The sequence below is a fragment of the Acinetobacter sp. IRS14 genome (genome assembly GCF_034650275.1).
In the GTDB taxonomy this organism is placed as follows: domain Bacteria; phylum Pseudomonadota; class Gammaproteobacteria; order Pseudomonadales; family Moraxellaceae; genus Acinetobacter; species Acinetobacter oleivorans.
Window position 1 is genome coordinate 125,767 of sequence record NZ_JAOVFN010000004.1, and the last position, 19,890, is coordinate 145,656.

The 19,890-nt window shown below is 38.2% G+C and carries 13 protein-coding genes; 9 read left to right on the forward strand and 4 right to left on the reverse strand.

The annotated features are described in order from the left end of the window. The first annotated feature begins 86 nt into the window (after positions 1–86). Positions 87–1,112 carry an alpha/beta fold hydrolase gene (locus ODQ17_RS05695; protein WP_199945262.1) on the forward strand — a complete coding sequence of 342 codons (1,026 nt, stop codon included), beginning with the start codon at positions 87–89 and terminating at the stop codon, positions 1,110–1,112. Positions 1,113–1,138: 26 nt separating this feature from the next. Continuing rightward, complete coding sequence (locus ODQ17_RS05700) at positions 1,139–2,146, forward strand: hypothetical protein (RefSeq protein WP_322902314.1); 1,008 nt, start codon at positions 1,139–1,141, stop codon at positions 2,144–2,146. 23 nt (positions 2,147–2,169) lie between these two features. Here ODQ17_RS05700 and ODQ17_RS05705 read toward each other — a convergent pair whose 3' ends face one another. After that, on the reverse strand, positions 2,170–4,434 hold the full coding sequence (locus ODQ17_RS05705; RefSeq protein WP_005303331.1) for a TonB-dependent siderophore receptor: 2,265 nt from the start codon (positions 4,432–4,434) through the stop codon (positions 2,170–2,172). Positions 4,435–4,603: 169 nt separating this feature from the next. After that, positions 4,604–5,242 carry a Fe-S biogenesis protein NfuA gene (gene nfuA, locus ODQ17_RS05710; RefSeq protein ID WP_151987195.1) on the reverse strand — a complete coding sequence of 213 codons (639 nt, stop codon included), beginning with the start codon at positions 5,240–5,242 and terminating at the stop codon, positions 4,604–4,606. Between the two features lie 157 nt (positions 5,243–5,399). Between nfuA and ODQ17_RS05715 the strand changes: the two genes are divergently transcribed. The 5 genes from ODQ17_RS05715 (at position 5,400) to ODQ17_RS05735 (ending at position 11,239) form a co-directional block, all read left to right on the forward strand. Then, positions 5,400–6,017: a rhomboid family intramembrane serine protease gene (locus ODQ17_RS05715; protein ID WP_322902317.1), complete on the forward strand. Its 618-nt coding sequence runs from the start codon at positions 5,400–5,402 to the stop codon at positions 6,015–6,017. Between the two features lie 170 nt (positions 6,018–6,187). Continuing rightward, positions 6,188–7,864 (forward strand): arylsulfatase, encoded by a 1,677-nt coding sequence (locus ODQ17_RS05720; protein WP_322902319.1) that lies wholly within the window; start codon positions 6,188–6,190, stop codon positions 7,862–7,864. Continuing rightward, a complete protein-coding gene (locus ODQ17_RS05725; protein WP_322902321.1) occupies positions 7,861–8,865 on the forward strand; it encodes an SUMF1/EgtB/PvdO family nonheme iron enzyme in 1,005 nt (334 codons plus the stop codon). The genes ODQ17_RS05720 and ODQ17_RS05725 overlap by 4 nt, the downstream gene beginning before the upstream one ends. A gap of 107 nt (positions 8,866–8,972) precedes the next feature. After that, positions 8,973–9,137 carry a hypothetical protein gene (locus ODQ17_RS05730; RefSeq protein WP_005303324.1) on the forward strand — a complete coding sequence of 55 codons (165 nt, stop codon included), beginning with the start codon at positions 8,973–8,975 and terminating at the stop codon, positions 9,135–9,137. Positions 9,138–9,691: 554 nt separating this feature from the next. Further along, positions 9,692–11,239 carry a hypothetical protein gene (locus tag ODQ17_RS05735; RefSeq protein WP_151827420.1) on the forward strand — a complete coding sequence of 516 codons (1,548 nt, stop codon included), beginning with the start codon at positions 9,692–9,694 and terminating at the stop codon, positions 11,237–11,239. A gap of 46 nt (positions 11,240–11,285) precedes the next feature. On the opposite strand, the gene ODQ17_RS05740 is transcribed toward ODQ17_RS05735, so the two are convergent. After that, positions 11,286–12,620, reverse strand: coding sequence for a D-serine ammonia-lyase (locus ODQ17_RS05740; RefSeq protein WP_322902323.1), 1,335 nt, complete (start codon positions 12,618–12,620; stop codon positions 11,286–11,288). 164 nt (positions 12,621–12,784) lie between these two features. Continuing rightward, positions 12,785–14,416, reverse strand: a complete 1,632-nt coding sequence (locus ODQ17_RS05745) for an inorganic phosphate transporter (RefSeq protein ID WP_005303318.1) — start codon at positions 14,414–14,416, stop codon at positions 12,785–12,787. Positions 14,417–14,882: 466 nt separating this feature from the next. Here ODQ17_RS05745 and metH point away from each other — a divergent pair, with 466 nt between their 5' ends. Together metH and ODQ17_RS05755 are read left to right on the forward strand one after the other, a co-directional pair. After that, positions 14,883–18,569, forward strand: coding sequence for a methionine synthase (gene metH, locus ODQ17_RS05750; RefSeq protein WP_322902325.1), 3,687 nt, complete (start codon positions 14,883–14,885; stop codon positions 18,567–18,569). A gap of 193 nt (positions 18,570–18,762) precedes the next feature. Beyond that, a complete protein-coding gene (locus ODQ17_RS05755) occupies positions 18,763–19,863 on the forward strand; it encodes a DUF4238 domain-containing protein (protein WP_322902327.1) in 1,101 nt (366 codons plus the stop codon). Positions 19,864–19,890 lie beyond the last annotated feature (27 nt).

Consider the following 19,890-nt stretch of genomic DNA (forward strand, 5'->3'; position numbering starts at 1 on the left):
TCTCCTTTTGATCATTTGGCAAATGACTCATTGGCAAAGTTTTTCAATAATTTTCAAACTCGCTTATGCCTCAAGGATGAAATCTTATGACGACGCTGTTTGTATCAACCAAAACAACCATAAAGAAAACAGCTATGGCACTTGCCTTGGCTTGTAGCCTTACAACAATAACAGGTGTTTTTCAGACGCAAGCAGCTGATACGATGGATATAAACTTTCAGAATATTTTACAGCAAGAGCGCAGTTGGGCAGGTTTACAAAGTAAAAGTTTAAAAGTTGGTGAGGTTACATGGTCATATAGTGAAGGTGGTTCTACAGCTAAACCGACGTTGCTCCTTATTCATGGATTAGGAGGGAGTCGTGATAACTGGAACCGAGTTGCGCGTTATCTCACAGCAAATTACCACGTTATTATTCCAGACTTACCGGGTAGTGGTGAAACCTTAGTTGCACAGGATTTCGACTACTCAGTACCTAATCTTGCCGAAAAGTTACGTCGATTTGTTGAAGCTGCCAATTTAAAAGGCCCAATTCACATTGCCGGCCACTCACTTGGTGGTTCAATTGCCCTACTCTATGCTGGACAATATCCATTTGAAACCAAAAGTTTATTCTTGGTTGATAGTGGCGGTATTTTCCGTTCTGCAAATACAATTTATCTAAAAGATCCAGCCTACTTAAAACAACTTTTAGTATCTAAAAAAGGTGACTTTAACTATTTGTTAAAGCAAACCATGTTTAATCCTCCATTTATTCCTAAAGAGTTCCTTCAAGCTCAAGAAAAGCTGATGATTAATCAGGCGCCTCAAACGCAAAAACTGGTTGATCAGCTTATTGCACTCAATAAAGTCTATACGCCAGATTCATTTGCAGTGCTCACCAAGACAATCGATGCCCCAACACTGATTTTATGGGGTAAGCAAGATAAGATTATTAATGTAGAAGTAGCAAGTGAACTAAAACGACTTTTAAAGAATGCCCAGCCTCCGGTTATTTTAGAGAATGTCGGCCATATGCCAATATTGGAAGCCGAGCAGCTGGTTATTCAACAATATGTACCGTTTTTACTTAAAGTAGAAACAAATCAGTCTTTAAAAACGACTACACCTTAAATAAAACTTCGGACTTGTGAGACCTTATGTCTACCCAACCGCTTATAGAAAAACTCATTGAAGCTCATCTTGATTTTTTAGATGAGGAATTTGCTCAGCCCCAAATCATTCAACAAGAATTTGAGCAATTTTATCATTGGTTGGGTAGTCAGCAACTACAACACCTCTGGACCTTTGAACAAATTCAGCAGCTGATTCAAAAGCAGATTTTAGAAACTCCTGCTTCTGATTTTCTGCTTGAACAAATTGCAGAACATATTCGTTTTGCACTTATTCATCCAGCCAATGAAAATACAACAATTGAAGATGTTATTCCTGTTTTAACAATTGATGGAATTGCGCAATACGTTGCAAGTAAAGAAGAGCATCGTAAAAAAATCATTAAAACGATTGTGAATAATCCTGCATTTTCAGCACTCTTGACTCAATTGATTCAACAAACAATGCATGATTACTTAGATGAATCAATGTCAAAACGTGTGCCGGGTGTAGGCCGTTTTATGAAAATGGGGAAATCTGTTCTAGAAACAGTGACTGATTCAAATTTAGACGACACGATTAATCATTATTTGCAAAAGAATATTTTAAAACTAAGTCAAATGAGTGAGCGCGTTTTAAATCAACATTTTGACAATGACAAGCTCTATCATTTTCAGGCAAATGTTTGGCATAAAGTTAAATCTATGCCACTTTCTGTTTTAAAAAACTATGTAGAAGTTCAAGATTTATCAAAGACTGTAGGTTTAGGACATGAGATTTGGGATCACATTCGTCAAACTGATTACCTGAAACAACAAGTCCATGATGGTATTTATACGTGGTATGTTCGAAATCAGGAACGTAATTTTGACTTGCTACTGCGTGATCTCAATATTAATGAAAGTTTAATTCAACATGAACTGACTCAGTTGCTTGTTCCTGTATTACAGCAATTAGTTACAACGGGACATTTAAGACGCCGCGCCCGTGTTTACCTAGAGAAATTTTATTATTCTGAAAAAGCATTAAATATTATCAACAACAAAGGCGCTTAAAGCGCCTTTGTTATTTGTCTTGATTAGAAAGAATATTTTAAAGAAGCGTAATAAGCTCGACCTGGCTCATTGTAGGTTTGGCTGATCGAATTACTGTCTCTTAAAATTTGTTTATCAAACAAGTTACTTACGCCAACACGCGTACTTATATTATCTGAAATTTTATAACCAACATTAATTCCAGCAGTACTATAGCTTTTTACAGTACTTGGCTTAATCGCAGAATTTGTTCCACCTGAACCAATGCCCGATTCGAGTCTATTTTCAGCAAACTGACGAGATTTTTGACGGCCATATTGAGTAAATACAAAATTCACATCTAACTGATCTGTAATGTCGTAATCAAAAATTGAGTTAATCGTATAATTTGGAACTAAAGATAATGGGTTACCCGTTTGCTTATCTTTCGAGTCCATCATGTAAGTAAAGTTATTGGTCCAACGAATATCGCCAAAGTCTAACCCCAAACTTCCTTCAAAACCTTGAATTAATGCTTTAGGCGTATTTTCCCAGCGTAAGATATTCCACTTGGTGTTGGTCACAGCTCCTGTATTTGCATTGGTGCTTGAACCATCAACTGTTCCAACAACATTTGTACCAGCCACAATCTTATCTTTATAGTCATTGCGGAACCACGTTAAGCTCGCATTCACGATATCTTTTTGGAACTGGATACCGAGCTCTTTGTTTACCGAAGTTTCTGGTTTTAAATCACCATTACCTTGCAACAAGCAACGTGACTCAATATTGGCTGGGCAACCATTGCCGTTCGTACTGAGTAAGTATCCTTCGGCATTTTGATACATGTTTGGTGCTTTATACGCTTTTGCTACCCCACCTTTTAAAGTGAAATAATCATTGAGTCTTTGAGTAATGTTTAAGCTTGGGCTCCAGTTAGAACCAGATTTGCTGTGATCATCGAAACGCAAGCCTAATACGGCATCGGTACTGTCGGTAAGTTTTAAGTTATCTTCGATATATGCAGAAGCAATACGTGATTCCATTTTACTGCGATTGCCTTTAGCTAATTGATCGCCATAACCTGAACCGCTGCTGTCTGCTCCCTGATTTGTCGAAATATTATCTTTAAATCTGTCTTCAACCCATTCAGTACCAAGTGTTAATACGTGTGGTACATAATATTCAAAAGGAATATTGGCTTCACCATTTAACCGAAGAGTTTCTAAGCGTGAAGTGGCTTTGTCATCCAGATTATTAATTTTTCCTTCTGTGCTGCCGCCCAAACCTTCAGGAAGACGTTTATTGTGAGTTTTATCATATTGAGCAACTAACTTACTTTTACCCCAAGACCAATCCCCTTCATGCGTTAATGCATAACTATCGCGGTACATGGTATTGGTTTCTTTACCAATAAGTTCCGAAAGAATCGCATCCGCTTCAGCATTTGCATTTAACTGAGAGTCACCAGAATAAATATTACCTTGTTTGCTAGAAGAGACATCAAGTAACACAGTTTGTTGATCTGTTGCCTGCCAAGCTAAACGGCCTGAAATATCTTTATTTTTAACGCCTTCACGGCCAGCTGCGGTACTGCCTATTGATTTATTAATATCGACATCGTCAGCTTCTGTTTTATTGTAATTACCATATAAACGATAAGACAAAACGTCTTTAATCAATGGCCCACTTACATTAAAGCCAACACGATTTGATGCACCTTCTTTAGAGTCTTCAGGTTGTGAAGTATAAAACTCTACTGAGCCATGAGTTTCATTCGTCACTTTTTTAGTAATGATGTTAACCACACCACCTGCTGCACCCGAACCATAACGAGCTGCGGCTGGTCCGCGTAAAACTTCAATCGATTCGATTGCTTCTGCTGGAACCCAGTTTGAATCACCTCGTGTATCACGCTCTCCTTTCCAGCCATAACGAACTGAATTTCGAGAGTTAATTGGTTTTCCATCCACTAAAATGAGCGTGTTTTCAGGCCCCATTCCACGAATATCAATTTGTCTATTATTACCACGCTGCCCCGTTGCACTATTGCCTGTTAAATTAACACCCGGCATACGGCGTACATAGTCAGAAATATCATTACGAACTGGTAGTTTTTCTAAATCTTCTTTGGTAATAACCGACACACCGAGCGATTGCTTCACTTGCTCTTCAGCAGTTACAAAAATTGTTTCCAATTTCACAGGTTCAGCAGGCTTTTCTAATGCTTGTTCAGCTTGTTCTTGCTCATTTTGTGCAGCATAAGCCATAGACATCATACTTGCCAGTACTGAAACAGAAAGCACTGACTGGATAATACGCTTCGACATAAGTATTCCCAATATATTGATTTATTAAACATCTCTCATTTCAAGTTCGGCATTGTAACAAATCTAAATAAAATTACAAATGATATTGATAATAATTATCATTATTTATATTGAATAATAAAAAAACCTCATTTCGAGGCTTTTTTATGTCACTTTTCAAATAATTTAATTATTTGAAATAAGCACCTTCTGCTTGTGTATGGTCAGTTTGGTCAACCACACGTTGAAGCTCAGGAATCTGCTCTCTTAAAGTAGTTTCAACGCCCTGTTTCAAGGTAACGTCAATTGCAGAACAGCCTTGGCAACCACCACCGAATTTCAATACAGCAGTTAAACCATGTTCTGGATCATCTTGTACTTCTACCAAGCTACAATTTCCGCCATGCCCTGCAAGACCTGGGTTAATTTCTGCTTGAAGAATGTAAGTAATACGTTCTTCAATTGATGCATCTGGACCAACACGTGGAACCTTAGAATTTGGTGCACGGAAAGTGAGCTGACCACCAAAACGGTCCTTGTTGTAATCGATTACAGCATCTAAAAGATATGGAATAGATGGTGCATCAATATACGCAGGAAAATCAGGATAGTCCTGTTTATAATCTGTTGGGATCACTTCTTCTGGCGCACTATATGCCATACAACATTCGGCACGTGGCGTACCTGGATGCTCAACAAAAATTCGAACGCCAATTCCCGGAGTATTTTGCTTCGTTAATAAATCGTGCAAATACTCTTGTGCAGATGGTGTAATCAAAAGGTTTGGAATTTCTTCTGCAACAGCAGTGTTGGTGTTCTCAGTCGACATAACAATATTCCTCAAGCTGATGCCTTTATATTAACCGAAGATGAGGTGGATTTAAAAAAAATCAACTAAATTTGTCGGATTTATACACAACAGGGTTTCAACTTAAGTTTTTAATGGCATTATTGAGCCAGTATTGATCATTTTTTAAATATTTCTTATGTTGCATTTGCCATTTAACCATACAGTTACTCTTATTATTATTACGGTCATTATCTCTTTAATTGCTTTTAGCAACCAAAACGTGATGAACCGGCTGATTTTTTGGCCACCTGCAATGCAACGTGGACAGATTGATCGCTTCATTACTCATGGCTTTATCCATGTCGATGGAACACATCTACTTTTCAACATGATTACCCTGTTCTTCTTTGGCAGTATTATTGAAAGTTTTTATCGCCAATATTTCTACGACATGGGTTTTGTGTTGTTCTATTTAGGTGGCTTAATCTTCGCGATTTTACCAAGCTATTTACAACATAAAAATGATGCGAATTGGGCCAGCCTAGGCGCCTCAGGTGCTGTTTCAGCAGTGTTATTTGCTTATATTCTATTTCAGCCCTGGAAGCTGATTTTCGTATTTTTCATTCCTGTGCCCGCTATTATTTTTGCAATTTTATATGTGGCATACAGTATTTGGGCTGGTAAGCGTGGTAATAGCCATATTAACCATAGTGCTCATTTATGGGGTGCGGCTTACGGAATCATCGTAACAATTCTACTTGAACCAAAAGTTATTCCGCATTTCTTAGACCAACTAACTCGCCTTCCTTTCTAAACAAAATAAATTAAAGAAAGGCCCCTTGTGGGCTTTTCTTTTTTTCTCATTAATTTATCACTATAAATTCTCAGTCTTTTTTCTGATTATCTTTGATCATTTCTTTGTTTTGATTGCAAAAACCATCTGATTAAACTCGTGCCAATTCTTTTAATAATTCAGATGATACAATGACGTACAAAGCAATTTTATCTAGCCTTTCCATTGCTTTATTTAGCTTATCTTTAGCTGGATGTAATGACAACGATAATCAAGAAAATGTAGCAACCACACCTAAGCAACCGAATATCTTATTTATTATGGCTGATGACTTAGGCTATTCAGATTTAGGGGCTTTTGGTGGTGAAATTCACACCCCTAATATTGATAGTTTGGCTCAAGAAGGTCGCCTTTTAACGGATTATCATACTGCCCCGACCTGTTCGCCAACACGCTCTCAACTCATTTCTGGTACTGATCACCATTTAGCTGGTATTGGGGCAATGGCTGAACTCACACCAGAACATTTGAAAGGACAACCAGGCTACGAGGGATATTTAAATGAACGCTCTCTATCTATCGCACAAGTACTTAAAGATAATGGTTACCGCACGTACATCAGCGGTAAATGGCATTTAGGGTTAACCCCTGAAACTAATGCACATGCAAAAGGTTTTGATCATTCATTTACTTTATTACAAGGTTTAGATCACCACTTTAAGCAAGCGCCAAGTGCGTTTAAACGAAATTCAACTTACACAGAAGATGGTCAAGTTATTCCTGTTTCCGCTTTGCCTGATGACTTTTTCTCGACAAATTATTTTACCGATAAATTACTGAGCTACTTAGACTCAGGCAAAAATAGTGGCAAACCGTTCTTTGCTTATGCTGCCTATACAGCACCTCACTGGCCAATTCAAGCACCTGCTGAATACCGTGAAAAATATCGCGGAGTTTATGATGTCGGTTACGATGCTATTCGTAACGCACGTATTGCTAAGCAAAAACAGCTTGGAATTATCCCTGCAAACTTTGAGGCAGCAGAACCAATTGCAACACAAAATGCCCCACAAAAATATGGAAAATGGGATGAGTTAACAGCCGAACAAAAGGCATTAGAAGCCCGTAAAATGGAAATCTATGCAGGCATGGTAGAAAACCTCGATGCTAATGTCGGCCGCATTATTCAATACCTCAAACAAAATAATCTTTATGACAACACTTTAATTTTCTTTGTTTCAGATAATGGTGCCGAAGGTTTTGTACGTGGCGGATATGGCAGTGAATCTGGTTTTGATAACTCTGTAGCAAATGTGGGCACACCAACTTCATATCACTATATTGGACCACGTTGGGCCGAGGTCAGCGCGGCACCATTTCATTTATGGAAAGATACAGCTGGCGAAGGTGCAACCACTGCCCCTGCTATTGTGAAATTACCGAACCAGAAAAAAGCAGAAGAAACCAATAATAGCTTTGCATCTGTACTCGATGTTTTCCCAACTTTACTAGAATATGCTCATATTCCAGTACCTCAAGGCCAATACAATGGTCGTACCATTAATACGCCATCAGGAGTTTCATGGAAGCCTTTACTTGAAAATAAAACCACTACCATTCGCCCTGCTAATTTTAGTTTTGCCGATGAACTACATGGCAGTAAATATGCCAAACAAGGTGAATGGAAAATTGCAGTTCAAGGGCGCCCTGAGTTAGGCACAGGAACTTGGGAGTTGTATAACATTGCCACTGATCGTGGAGAAAAGCACAATGTTGCACAACTTTACCCAGCAAAAGTGCAAGAGTTGTTATCGGTTTATCAAAAATATACTGAGAAAAATGGTGTGCAGGAATATAACGCCAAATGAGATTAAAACTATTTTTAGTTACCACAATCAGCCTGTCTTTTATGACAGGCTGTAGCCAATCTTCAAAAGTTTCTGAATCAGCACCCTCGCCTCAACAGCCAACATCTTTAGCTGACTTAGGTTCTATTGAAAAGTGTAAAAACTATACTGGACTACCTCAAGGTTGGTTCAAACAGCCTACAGCTGGAATGGTTTTAATTGCCGATGGGCATTTTAATTTTGGTTCTGAGAAAGCCTATCCCGATGAACTTAATTTTGGAAAGAAACAACGAGAAGTCAAAGGATTCTGGATTGATCAGACTGAAGTTACCGTTGCTCAATTTGCAAGCTTCGTAAAAGCAACAGGCTATATTACCGATGCCGAAAAACAAAAGCAGGCCGCTGTTTTCTCACCAGATCCTCATCATCCACAGCAATGGTGGCAGCTAAAATCAGGTTATACATGGAAAACTCCAAATGGCAGTAATGGTGCTGTAGCCAATCCTAATGAGCCTGTACGATATGTGAGTAAAAATGATGCTGAACATTATGCAGTCTGGCTCGGACATGATTTACCAACAGAACTAGAATGGGAATATGCAGCTAAAGCCAATTCAAAAACTGATACGCCCTTACATCAAGCGCCTACCGATGAACACCAACATCCACAAGCAAATTACTGGCAAGGTGAATTCCCTTTTCAAAACCTAAATCAAGATCACTTTAAAGATGTAGCACCCGTTGGATGTTTTGCGGCAAATAATTTCAAACTATTTGATACGATTGGAAATGTATGGGAATGGACATCCTCTCCTTATCAAGGTGCTCATGACCAACATATGGGAAATTATTCTGATTTAAGACAACAACAAATTGCGAGTAAACAATATGTAATTAAAGGCGGATCTTTTCTATGTGCCCAAAATTATTGTTCGCGTTATCGAAACAGCAGTCGTTATCCGCAAGACTTTGATTTAGCAGCAACCCATGTTGGCTTTCGAACAATTTTAAGATCTGATTAGTTTCTTTTAATTGGAATTAGTAAATATATTTTTAACGAAAAGTAGATCGAAAAATAATCAATATATTTCTATAGTACAAAGGAGAATGATAAAAAAGTGAGAACATGATGAAAGCATTATTTCTTTGTATAGCAGCAATTTTCACAATGTCATTATCAGCCTGTGCAGTTCATACACGGGAAGGTAGTATTGTGATTGATCCAGATTCACCTTATCACAATCATCCCGGAGACTTTTGCCCACCAGGACAAGCTAAAAAAGGACGCTGTTAGAAACACTCATTCTTCAACTAATTTTGAAGTTAAGTTAAAGAAATAGAGTTTAATTGAATGATAAGCTGAGTACAAAAATAGTGGGTTCCAACCCCAAAATAGATGGGATGAAACTAGAAAATTATGGTGTAAAAAAATCACCATATCCCCAAGATTTTTAAAAGACAATCTTACGTTGTCTTCTATCTAGTTTCACCCCAATTCTTTCTTATTCCGTCTGACTTCTCTTATCCTTTAAGAAAAAAGTCTAGTTTTTAATCATTTCTGCATCTGTATTATTGATACATTTTGAACATTTTACCTTCAGGTTAAAACTGATGTATTTGCTTCATACAAAATAATCATTTATGTAACGTAAGTCTATAAAAATGTTCTAAAAATGTGAAAAAAATTAAGGCCAAAATGAGATGAATTTATCATAATAAATCGCTCTTTCATGTTTCATCACATAAATAATCAATATTATTTTGTCAGTTATTGCCACTCGTTTCCTTTCATTGGCATAGATAATGTATACATCTGTATATTAACCCAGTCTTATAACGAGATATTTTATGTCCAGCACAAGTCAAGTCGAAGGTCTACAATTTCCAGTACATGCCTCAACAAAAAAACAAAGCACATCTCTTACAGGCCAAGAGATTTTGTCAGAGGCTTTATCTGTTGTAGATAATAAAACCGCGCAACAAGTGTTGAATGAAAAAAACTGGCGAAAAAACTACCCTATTTATTTTAAAGCGCTTGTTAAGCAAGGCATCTCAAATAGTAGCAATCCAATTACTATTGCTAAGCAGGGCTTGCATAAAGCTCACCACCTTTTTGATTACTATCGTGATAGTAAGCATTACCTTTTAAAAGATGCGGTTCATATTGCTTCATCTACACCCCTTCATACAGTAAAACTTAAAGGTGAAAGTGATGCAGCCCCAGAGTGGTATGTTCCTTACAAAGGGCAAAAGCTCAGTGGACAAAGCTTACTAGACCAAATTCAACGTTGGGAAGAGGCTGGTATTATTGAACCAAGCCATGCAAAAGCTTTGCGTGAAGCTACTGCTCATCCAGAATGGTTTGATTTATCTGACCGTACCATGGTGTTGTTTGGTGCGGCTTCAGAAGCTGGTCCTCTACCTTGGTTAGCCAAATGGAAAGCGAATATTATTGCTGTCGACTTACCAAACCCACGTGTCTGGGGCAAAATTTTAAATACGATTCAACAAGGAAACGCAACACTCATTGCTCCAAGCGTTGAACAAATTGCTTCCTCAGCAAAAGCTTCTGAACTAAAGGATAAATTGGGTGCAAATTTATTAACTCAATTACCAGAGATTGCACAGTGGCTAGTGCAGTTTCCACAAAAGTTAGATTTGGCCGCAATCGCCTATTTAGATGGTGAAAAGCACGTTCGTGTGTCCATGGCAATGGATAGCATCATGCAATTTGTGAGCGAGCATAAGTCTGATACGAGCCTTATGTTTATGTGTACGCCAACCGATGTTTATGCAGTTCCTAAAGAAGTAGCAAAAGCTGCACAACAAAAATTTAAATCACGCACAAAACTACAAAAAATGGCGGTGAAAGGTGTTTCTACACTTTCATTAAATCGTTTTTTCCAAGCGCCTTATCAAGACCTGATTGATTGTGAAAATGGAAAAACTTATGGTATTGCCGACTGTCTAGTCGTTGAGCAAGGACCAAACTATGCTTTGGCAAAACGCATTCAACAATGGCGTGCTATTTTGGCTCGTCATCAAGGACAACACGTAAGTATTAATATTGCTCCATCTACAACGACTCACTCTGTGACTAAAAATCCATTATTGAAAGCAGCTTTTAATGGCGCAGAGCTTTTTGATGTAGAAGCATTTAGCCCTGAAACGACCAATGCCATTATGGCGGCACTCTGGATCCATGACTTAAGAAATGAGTCTTCTGTGGCAAATCCTGAAACTGAACTAGACCATCCACTTGAACTCATGATGGAAGGTGCTAACCACGGCGGCTTATGGCGTGTTGCTTATTTAGCAAGAACTGCCCTGCCTTTTGCTGCAATCTATGGCTTTGCAACCGAAAAACTACCTTTTGGAAAATCATCTAAAAAATAGTTTAATTAAAGCCCAATTCTAGAATTGGGCTTTTTTCTGAGTTTTTCTATTTATTTTGAACGTGTGAAAGATATTTTTGCATTTCATCAGGTGGTACCATACCGCCTCCGGTCGCCCATACCACATGATTTGCCTGCTGCAACTGTTCAGCTGTTAACTGGTGTAAAGCCAAATAATCAGGACTCGTCTGAACATAATATGGACCCATCATTCCTGCCACCGCTGAAGGCTCTAGCTGAATATTTTCAGTTTGATTTAGAAGCGCTATGAGTTCATACAAACGTTCATCATGAATGGTGTAATAGCCATCAATTAACTGTTGCATAGCACGTCCGACAAAACCTGAAGCACGTCCTACTGCAAGTCCATCTGCGGTAGTAACGTTATCGATGCCAATGTCATTTACTGAAATCTGATCATGCAAGCCTGTGTGCACACCAAGTAACATGCAAGGCGAATGGGTTGGTTCAGCAAAAATACAATGTACGTGCTCACCAAAAGCCAGTTTCAACCCAAAACTCACGCCACCTGGGCCACCACCGACGCCACACGGCAAATAAACAAATAATGGGTGTTCAGCATCAACTTTAATCTGTTTTTGCTCAAATTGCTGTTTTAAGCGGATTCCTGCAACGGCATAGCCTAAAAATAATGTTTTCGAGTTTTCATCATCAATAAAAAAGCAGTGTGGATCTTGTTCTGCGGCTTTTCGTCCCTCTTCAACAGCTACACCATAGTCACTGGCATATTCCACCACGTTGACACCTAGTGAACGCAGTTTGTCTTTCTTCCACTGTCTCGCATCGGCAGACATATGCACTGTGACTCTAAAACCCAGTTTGGCGCTCATAATGCCAATTGAAAGCCCAAGGTTACCTGTAGAACCTACTGCAATTTGATATTTAGAAAAAAACGTGCGAAATGCGTCTTGGTCGAGTTTATTGTAATCGTCTTCCAACTTGAGAAGCCCAGCCTCAATTGCCAATTTTTCAGCGTGAGCCAAAACTTCATAAATACCACCACGCGCTTTAATTGAACCAGAAATAGGTAAATGACTATCTTTTTTTAGCCAGAATGCTCCACTCAGTTGCACTTGTTCTGTTGAAGAAAGTGCTTGCTGCATTTTCGAAATTTCAACGATATCTGATTCAATTTTTCCATGTTGTGCTTGAGTTTCAGGAAATACCTTTGCCAAATAAGGTGCGAAACGCGCTAGTCTTGCTTCCGCGTCACTTACATCGTCTGCTGTGAGTCCAACTTTTTCTAAAGCTTCTGTTAAAGGATAGCGATGAGGTGTAAACCAAAATGTCTCTTGATAGGCTTGCAGTGTCTTAATAAGTGGAAATTGTTGTTTTAGCTGATCTATTTGAACCGCATTCATAATCTATCCTGATATAAAAAGTTTAAGCTCAGCTTTTAAAGCTGTTTGATGCTCTATAACGACTTGTTAATTTATAATTGAATGTACATGAAAATAGACGGAACTTTAAAAAGAAACAAATAAAAAAGCCACTGTAAACAGTGGCTTTAATGTTTTAAATGCTTTTATACAAACTGCAAGAATAACCAGTACAAACCACCTGATAAACAGATTGTTGCAGGAAGTGTAAATACCCATGCAGATAAAATTGTTTTCACTGTATTGAAGTTTAAGCCCGATCTATTCGCAACCATAGTACCTGCAACAGCGCTGTTTAAAACGTGTGTTGTTGAAACAGGCATGCCTAAACCGTCAGCAGCTGCAATTGTACTCATTGCTACAAGTTCAGCAGACATCCCCTGACCATAAGTCATATGATGCTTACCAATACGCTCACCTACAGTCACAACAATACGTTTCCAGCCCACCATGGTGCCTAAGCCAAGTGCCAAAGCAACTGCTACTTTCACCCAAGTTGGAATGTATTGTAAGAATGAATCTAAGCTACTACGGTATTCTTTCACAAGCTTTTCTTGTGACTGATCCATTTTTGGTAATGCATTCGCTTTATCCAAGCGCTTAAACGAAGTGGTGCTTAAATACATGTCATTACGAATTTCGCTAATTGCAGCTTCTGGAATATCTTTTAAGTTGCTATAGCTAGAAACACGCTCACCCAAGTGGTCAGTCATGCTTGCCAATGCAGGCACTACTTCTGGAGTTTGCTGTTTAGTTTGAATGTATTTAGTCAGAATAAGACGTGCTTTTTCGTCAGTTAATTCTGGCTGATTTTGATTCAAAAATACGGCAGTTTGAGAAGAAAGCTGATGGAATGATTGAACTTGTTGTGTATCAAGGTTTTTATTTAATGAATAAGCCAACGGCACCAGACCCACCAAAATCAGCATGATGAGCCCCATACCTTTTTGACCGTCATTAGAACCATGTGCAAAACTTACACCTGTACAGGTAAAGATTAAAATTGCACGAATGATTGCTGGTGGTGGTTTATTACCTTCTGGCGGTTGGAATAATTCTAATTGGCGTTTAAAAACAGTTTTAACCAACAAGAATACAATCGCTGCAAAAGCAAAACCAATTAAAGGCGAAAATAATAAGGCCTTACCGACTTTAATCACCTGATCCATATCAACACCGCTGGTCGTTACGCCAGTCGATGCACTCAACAGATGGTTCATAATACCCACACCCAAGATTGAACCAATCAAGGTATGAGAACTAGAAGCAGGAATACCCAAGAACCAAGTACCTAAGTTCCAGAGAATCGCAGCAATTAGAAGCGCAAAAACCATTGCGAAACCTGCACCGCTACCCATGTTCATAATCAGTTCAACAGGCAACAATGCAATAATGCCGTAAGCGACTGCGCCGCTTGCAACCATTACCCCAAGAAAATTACAAAAACCTGCCCACATGACTGCAACTGGTGCAGGTAAAGCATTGGTGTAAATCACTGTTGCTACTGCATTTGCAGTATCGTGGAAGCCATTTACAAACTCAAAGCCTAAAGCAATCAAGAGTGCAGTAGATAAAAGGATAACCGAATAAAGACTCAAAGGTGGTACATGTGCTAAATCAGCACTCACCTGAAATCCAATATAAATAAGTGTTGCAACAATAATCGTCAGAAACACCGGCATAAAAAACTTGGGTGTCGGGACATGTACATTCGTCGATTTGACTTGCAGGTTTGCCGCAAGTTTTGAATCCGAAACAGGGGGTAGATTAGAATTCATGCAGACGGTAAGAGGATAAAAAAATCCTCTGTATTCTTAAATTAAATTATGACAATTATATGACAAAGCGGCGCCTGATGAAGTCAATTTTTCATATTTTGACCTCATTTGATGCACCTTTCCTCTATGAAATTTATTTTTTTATTAAAATACAATAATTTAAATCAATTTATATCTTCCTTATTTATGACTATTTTTAAAGCAAAAATATATAAAAAATTACCCGAATGCTTGTTTTTTAAACAGCATAATTGTCATAAAACGGAATATTGGCGATGAAATATTTCAATATCATGATCATTTTATGAATATTTGATGAAAAAACAGTCTCTAATTTGTCATAAAAGCCGTTTTTTAATGAATCTATTACAAGTGAATGGTGGGTCGTTATAGCTCATCAATTGTGCAACTATTCTGTTACAATAGCGCCGCATTTTTAAATTTGTACGATATCGGGGTTTTTTTTATGTCTACGCTTGCCACCCTAAAAGCGCTTCTTGCCAAACGCATTCTGATTATTGATGGTGCGATGGGTACCATGATTCAACGCCATAAATTAGAAGAAGCCGACTACCGTGGTGAGCGTTTTGCCGATTGGGCACATGACCTAAAAGGTAACAATGACCTTCTTGTGCTAACTCAACCCGAAATCATTCAAGGTATTCATGAAGCTTATCTTGATGCAGGCGCAGACATTATTGAAACCAACAGCTTTAACGGCACGCGTGTTTCAATGTCTGACTATCACATGGAAGATCTTGTTCCAGAGATTAACCGTGAAGCAGCACGTTTAGCTAAAGCAGCTTGTGAAAAGTATTCAACCCCAGATAAACCGCGTTTTGTAGCAGGTGTACTCGGTCCAACATCACGTACCTGTTCAATTTCACCTAATGTAAATGACCCTGCCTTTCGTAACATTACCTTTGATGAGCTAAAAGAAAACTATATTGAGGCAACTCATGCGCTGATTGAAGGCGGTGCAGATATCATTCTGATTGAAACCGTTTTTGATACATTAAACTGTAAAGCTGCAATTTTTGCGGTGAAAGAAGTCTTTAAACAAATTGGTCATGAATTACCACTCATGATTTCGGGGACCATTACCGATGCCTCAGGTCGTACCTTAACAGGTCAAACTGCTGAAGCGTTTTGGAACTCTGTACGCCATGGTGACTTACTCTCAATTGGTTTCAACTGTGCTCTTGGTGCAGATGCTATGCGACCTCACGTTAAAACCGTGTCTGATGTTGCTGATACGTTCATTTCTGCTCATCCAAATGCTGGCTTACCAAACGCTTTTGGTGAATATGATGAAACACCAGAACAAACTGCTGCATTCTTAAAAGAATTTGCAGAAAGTGGTTTGATCAATATTACCGGCGGTTGCTGTGGTACAACGCCAGACCATATTCGTGCGATTGCCAATGCTGTAAAAGACATTGCACCACGTCAAATTCCTGAAACTAAGCCAGCTTGTCGCTTAAGTGGTTTAGAACCATTTAATATTTATGATGACTCATTGTTCGTTAACGTCGGTGAACGTACCAACGTTACTGGTTCAAAAAAATTCTTACGCTTAATTCGTGAAGAAAACTTTGCCGAAGCTTTAGAAGTTGCACAGCAACAAGTGGAAGCTGGCGCTCAGATTATCGACATTAATATGGATGAAGGGATGCTCGATTCGCAAAATGCGATGGTACATTTCTTAAACCTTGTAGCATCTGAGCCAGATATTTCACGTGTGCCAATCATGATTGACTCATCGAAATGGGAAATCATTGAAGCAGGCCTAAAATGCGTACAAGGTAAACCAGTTGTTAACTCGATTTCGTTAAAAGAAGGTTATGACGAGTTTGTTGAAAAAGCTCGCCTGTGTCGCCAATATGGTGCTGCGATTATTGTGATGGCTTTTGATGAAACTGGTCAGGCCGACACTGCTGAGCGTAAACGCGAAATCTGTAAACGTTCTTATGATGTTTTGGTTAACGATGTGGGCTTCCCTGCTGAAGATATTATTTTTGACCCGAACGTGTTTGCAGTGGCAACTGGTATTGAAGAACACAATAACTATGGTGTCGATTTTATTGAAGCCACAGGTTGGATTAAACAGAACTTACCTCACGCTATGATTTCTGGTGGTGTATCAAACGTTTCGTTCTCATTCCGTGGAAATGAGCCTGTTCGTGAAGCGATTCACTCTGTGTTCTTGTACCATGCCATTAAACAAGGCATGACTATGGGTATTGTAAATGCCGGTCAAATGGCAATTTATGACGATATTCCTAAAGAACTCAAAGATGCAGTTGAAGATGTTGTTTTAAACCAGAACCAAGGTGAATCTGGTCAACTTGCGACCGAAAAATTGCTTGAAGTCGCTGAAAAGTTCCGTGGTCATAGTGGTGCGCAGCGCGAAGCAGAAAACCTTGAATGGCGTAACGAACCTGTAGAGAAACGTCTTGAATATGCATTGGTTAAAGGTATTACCACTTACATTGACGAAGATACCGAAGAAGCTCGCCTAAAAGCCAAACGTCCTTTAGATGTAATCGAAGGTGCTTTGATGGATGGCATGAATGTCGTTGGTGACTTGTTCGGTTCAGGCAAGATGTTCTTACCTCAGGTTGTGAAATCTGCACGTGTTATGAAGCAAGCTGTAGCTTGGCTCAACCCGTACATTGAAGCTGAAAAAACGGGTAGCCAATCTAAAGGTAAAGTCCTGATGGCAACTGTTAAGGGCGACGTGCACGATATTGGTAAAAATATTGTAGGCGTGGTACTGGGCTGTAATGGTTACGATATTGTTGACCTTGGTGTGATGGTGCCTTGCGAGAAAATCTTGCAAACTGCAATTGATGAAAAATGTGACATCATTGGATTATCAGGTCTGATTACACCATCTTTAGATGAAATGGTATTTGTTGCGAAAGAAATGCAGCGTAAAGGCTTTAACATTCCTTTATTGATTGGTGGTGCAACAACTTCAAAAGCACACACAGCAGTAAAAATTGACCCTCAGTACCAAAACGATGCGGTGATTTATGTTGCCGACGCTTCACGTGCTGTGGGTGTCGCAACTACCCTGCTTTCAAAAGAAATGCGTGGAAACTTTATTGCAGAGCACCGTGCTGAATATGTCAAAATTCGTGAGCGCTTAGCCAACAAACAGCCTAAAGCTGCCAAGCTAACTTATGCAGAGTCGGTTGAGAATGGCTTTAAAATTGATGAGAGTTATGTTCCTGCCAAACCAAATCTTTTGGGAACACAAGTCCTCACCAATTACCCACTTGCAACACTTGTAGAATATTTTGACTGGACACCATTCTTCATTTCTTGGAGCTTGGCAGGTAAGTTTCCGAAAATTTTAGAAGATGAAGTGGTTGGGGAAGCTGCAACTGACCTTTACAACCAAGCACAAGCAATGTTGAAAGATATTATCGACAACAATCGTTTTGATGCCCGTGCTGTATTTGGTATGTTCCCTGCACAGCGCACTGACGCAGACACCGTCAGCGTATTTGATGAAGCTGGTCAAAATGTTACACATACTTTTGAGCACTTGCGTCAGCAATCTGACAAAGTGACAGGTAAACCAAACTTGTCTTTGGCAGATTACATTCGCGCTGACCGTGAGCAACAAGACTACTTGGGCGGATTCACTGTATCGATTTTTGGTGCAGAAGAATTGGCAAATGAATACAAAGCCAAAGGTGATGACTACTCTGCAATTTTAGTTCAATCACTAGCTGACCGTTTTGCCGAAGCTTTTGCAGAACATTTACATGAACGTATTCGTAAAGAGTTCTGGGGTTATAAAGCTGATGAACAGCTTAGCAATGAAGAGCTGATTAAAGAGAAATATGTCGGTATTCGCCCTGCACCGGGTTACCCAGCTTGCCCAGAGCACTCTGAAAAAGCAGTGTTGTTTGACTGGTTAGGTTCTACCGACAAGATCGGTACTAAACTGACTGAACACTTTGCAATGATGCCACCATCTTCAGTAAGTGGTTTCTATTATTCTCATCCACAAAGTGAATATTTTAACGTGGGCAAAATCTCTCAAGACCAGCTTGAAGATTATGCAAAACGTAAAGGTTGGACACTTGATGAGGCAAAACGCTGGTTAGGACCAAATTTAGATGATTCGATTGCTTGATTTAGAGACCTTTTAATCTGCTCTACCTACACCTCTTTAAGAAGAAGAGGCTGTCATATAATTAAATGAATTGTGTGACAGTTCCTCACTTTTTAAAAGGAGGTTTGGAGAGATTAATTTATCTAGTGGATGTCCAACTAAATTTTTAATAAATTTATTATAATTTTCATAAACTCCTATATAACTTTCCAATATGCCATCATTTAAAAATCAACATTTTGTACCTCAATGCTATCTTAGATCTTTTAGCTTACAAAAAAATACTAAAGCTAAAAGCATCAGTCTATTTAATTTAAGGTCTCACAGACTCTTCGAAAATGCACCAATTAAAAATCAATGCTCTAAAGATTACTTTTATGGAAAAGATTTAAAAATAGAGAAGGCTTTACATGAATATGAGGGAAGTTATTCAAATTTATTACAAACCATTCAGCAAAATCCTACATATCAATTGACAGAAAAAGATAAAAAATGTCTTATAAATTTTTGGTTTGTACAATACATAAGGACTGAATACTACATAAATGAATCTCTACTATCGTTTCAAAAATTTGTTGAAAACAATGAAATTCAAGAACATATCGACAATAATATTTTAAATCAATATGAAACTACAAAAATGATTATGAAAAACATGCATATTGGTTTTCATCTATTAGATGATCTTACATGTATTTTAATTAAAAATTACACTGAAGTACCTTTTATCACATCTGACAATCCTGCCATTCTAACAAATAGGTATTACTTCAAAAAAGATTTATTGAAATACTTTTCATTTGGCTTAAATTCAATGGGGACCTTATTAATATTACCTATAAGCCCTAATTATTGCTTTTTAGCTTATGACAAAAAAGTATATTCAATCCCTCATAATAAAAATATTTTGAAAATTAAAAAAGACAAGGATATAGAAATCATAAATCAGTTCCAAATTATAAATTGTAATTACAATATTTATCTTAGTTCTACTTCATCATTTGAGAGTTACTATAAAAAGTATTTAAAACTAAGATCTCAATCACGATATAAGCTCACTTACTCCATTTTAGATAAATCAACTTATAAGTATAAAAAATTTAAAGTAATTCCTTCATCTGAACTAAAAAACTATAAATATTCTGAAACTCTCACACATATATCTACAAACCATCCAGAACCTGATGTTTGGCCTAGCTTTCTTCAATGGAATACTCTAGGTTATGGCTTCTCAAGTGATTCTGGTCAGGGACATGTAAGGGAAAAATTTAAAGAAATTTTGGACCCAAAACACATATATAAAGTCAAAATATAACTATTTTTGCTTTTATAGTAAGGATTA

Bases quoted from the DNA above. Each gene is read 5' to 3' on its own strand.
- ODQ17_RS05695 (WP_199945262.1), top strand. From the start codon at position 87: ATGACGACGCTGTTTGTATCAACCAAAACAACCATAAAGAAAACAGCT.
- ODQ17_RS05700 (WP_322902314.1), top strand. From the start codon at position 1,139: ATGTCTACCCAACCGCTTATAGAAAAACTCATTGAAGCTCATCTTGAT.
- ODQ17_RS05705 (WP_005303331.1), bottom strand. From the start codon at position 4,434: ATGTCGAAGCGTATTATCCAGTCAGTGCTTTCTGTTTCAGTACTGGCA.
- nfuA (WP_151987195.1), bottom strand. From the start codon at position 5,242: ATGTCGACTGAGAACACCAACACTGCTGTTGCAGAAGAAATTCCAAAC.
- ODQ17_RS05715 (WP_322902317.1), top strand. From the start codon at position 5,400: ATGTTGCATTTGCCATTTAACCATACAGTTACTCTTATTATTATTACG.
- ODQ17_RS05720 (WP_322902319.1), top strand. From the start codon at position 6,188: ATGACGTACAAAGCAATTTTATCTAGCCTTTCCATTGCTTTATTTAGC.
- ODQ17_RS05725 (WP_322902321.1), top strand. From the start codon at position 7,861: ATGAGATTAAAACTATTTTTAGTTACCACAATCAGCCTGTCTTTTATG.
- ODQ17_RS05730 (WP_005303324.1), top strand. From the start codon at position 8,973: ATGAAAGCATTATTTCTTTGTATAGCAGCAATTTTCACAATGTCATTA.
- ODQ17_RS05735 (WP_151827420.1), top strand. From the start codon at position 9,692: ATGTCCAGCACAAGTCAAGTCGAAGGTCTACAATTTCCAGTACATGCC.
- ODQ17_RS05740 (WP_322902323.1), bottom strand. From the start codon at position 12,620: ATGAATGCGGTTCAAATAGATCAGCTAAAACAACAATTTCCACTTATT.
- ODQ17_RS05745 (WP_005303318.1), bottom strand. From the start codon at position 14,416: ATGAATTCTAATCTACCCCCTGTTTCGGATTCAAAACTTGCGGCAAAC.
- metH (WP_322902325.1), top strand. From the start codon at position 14,883: ATGTCTACGCTTGCCACCCTAAAAGCGCTTCTTGCCAAACGCATTCTG.
- ODQ17_RS05755 (WP_322902327.1), top strand. From the start codon at position 18,763: ATGCCATCATTTAAAAATCAACATTTTGTACCTCAATGCTATCTTAGA.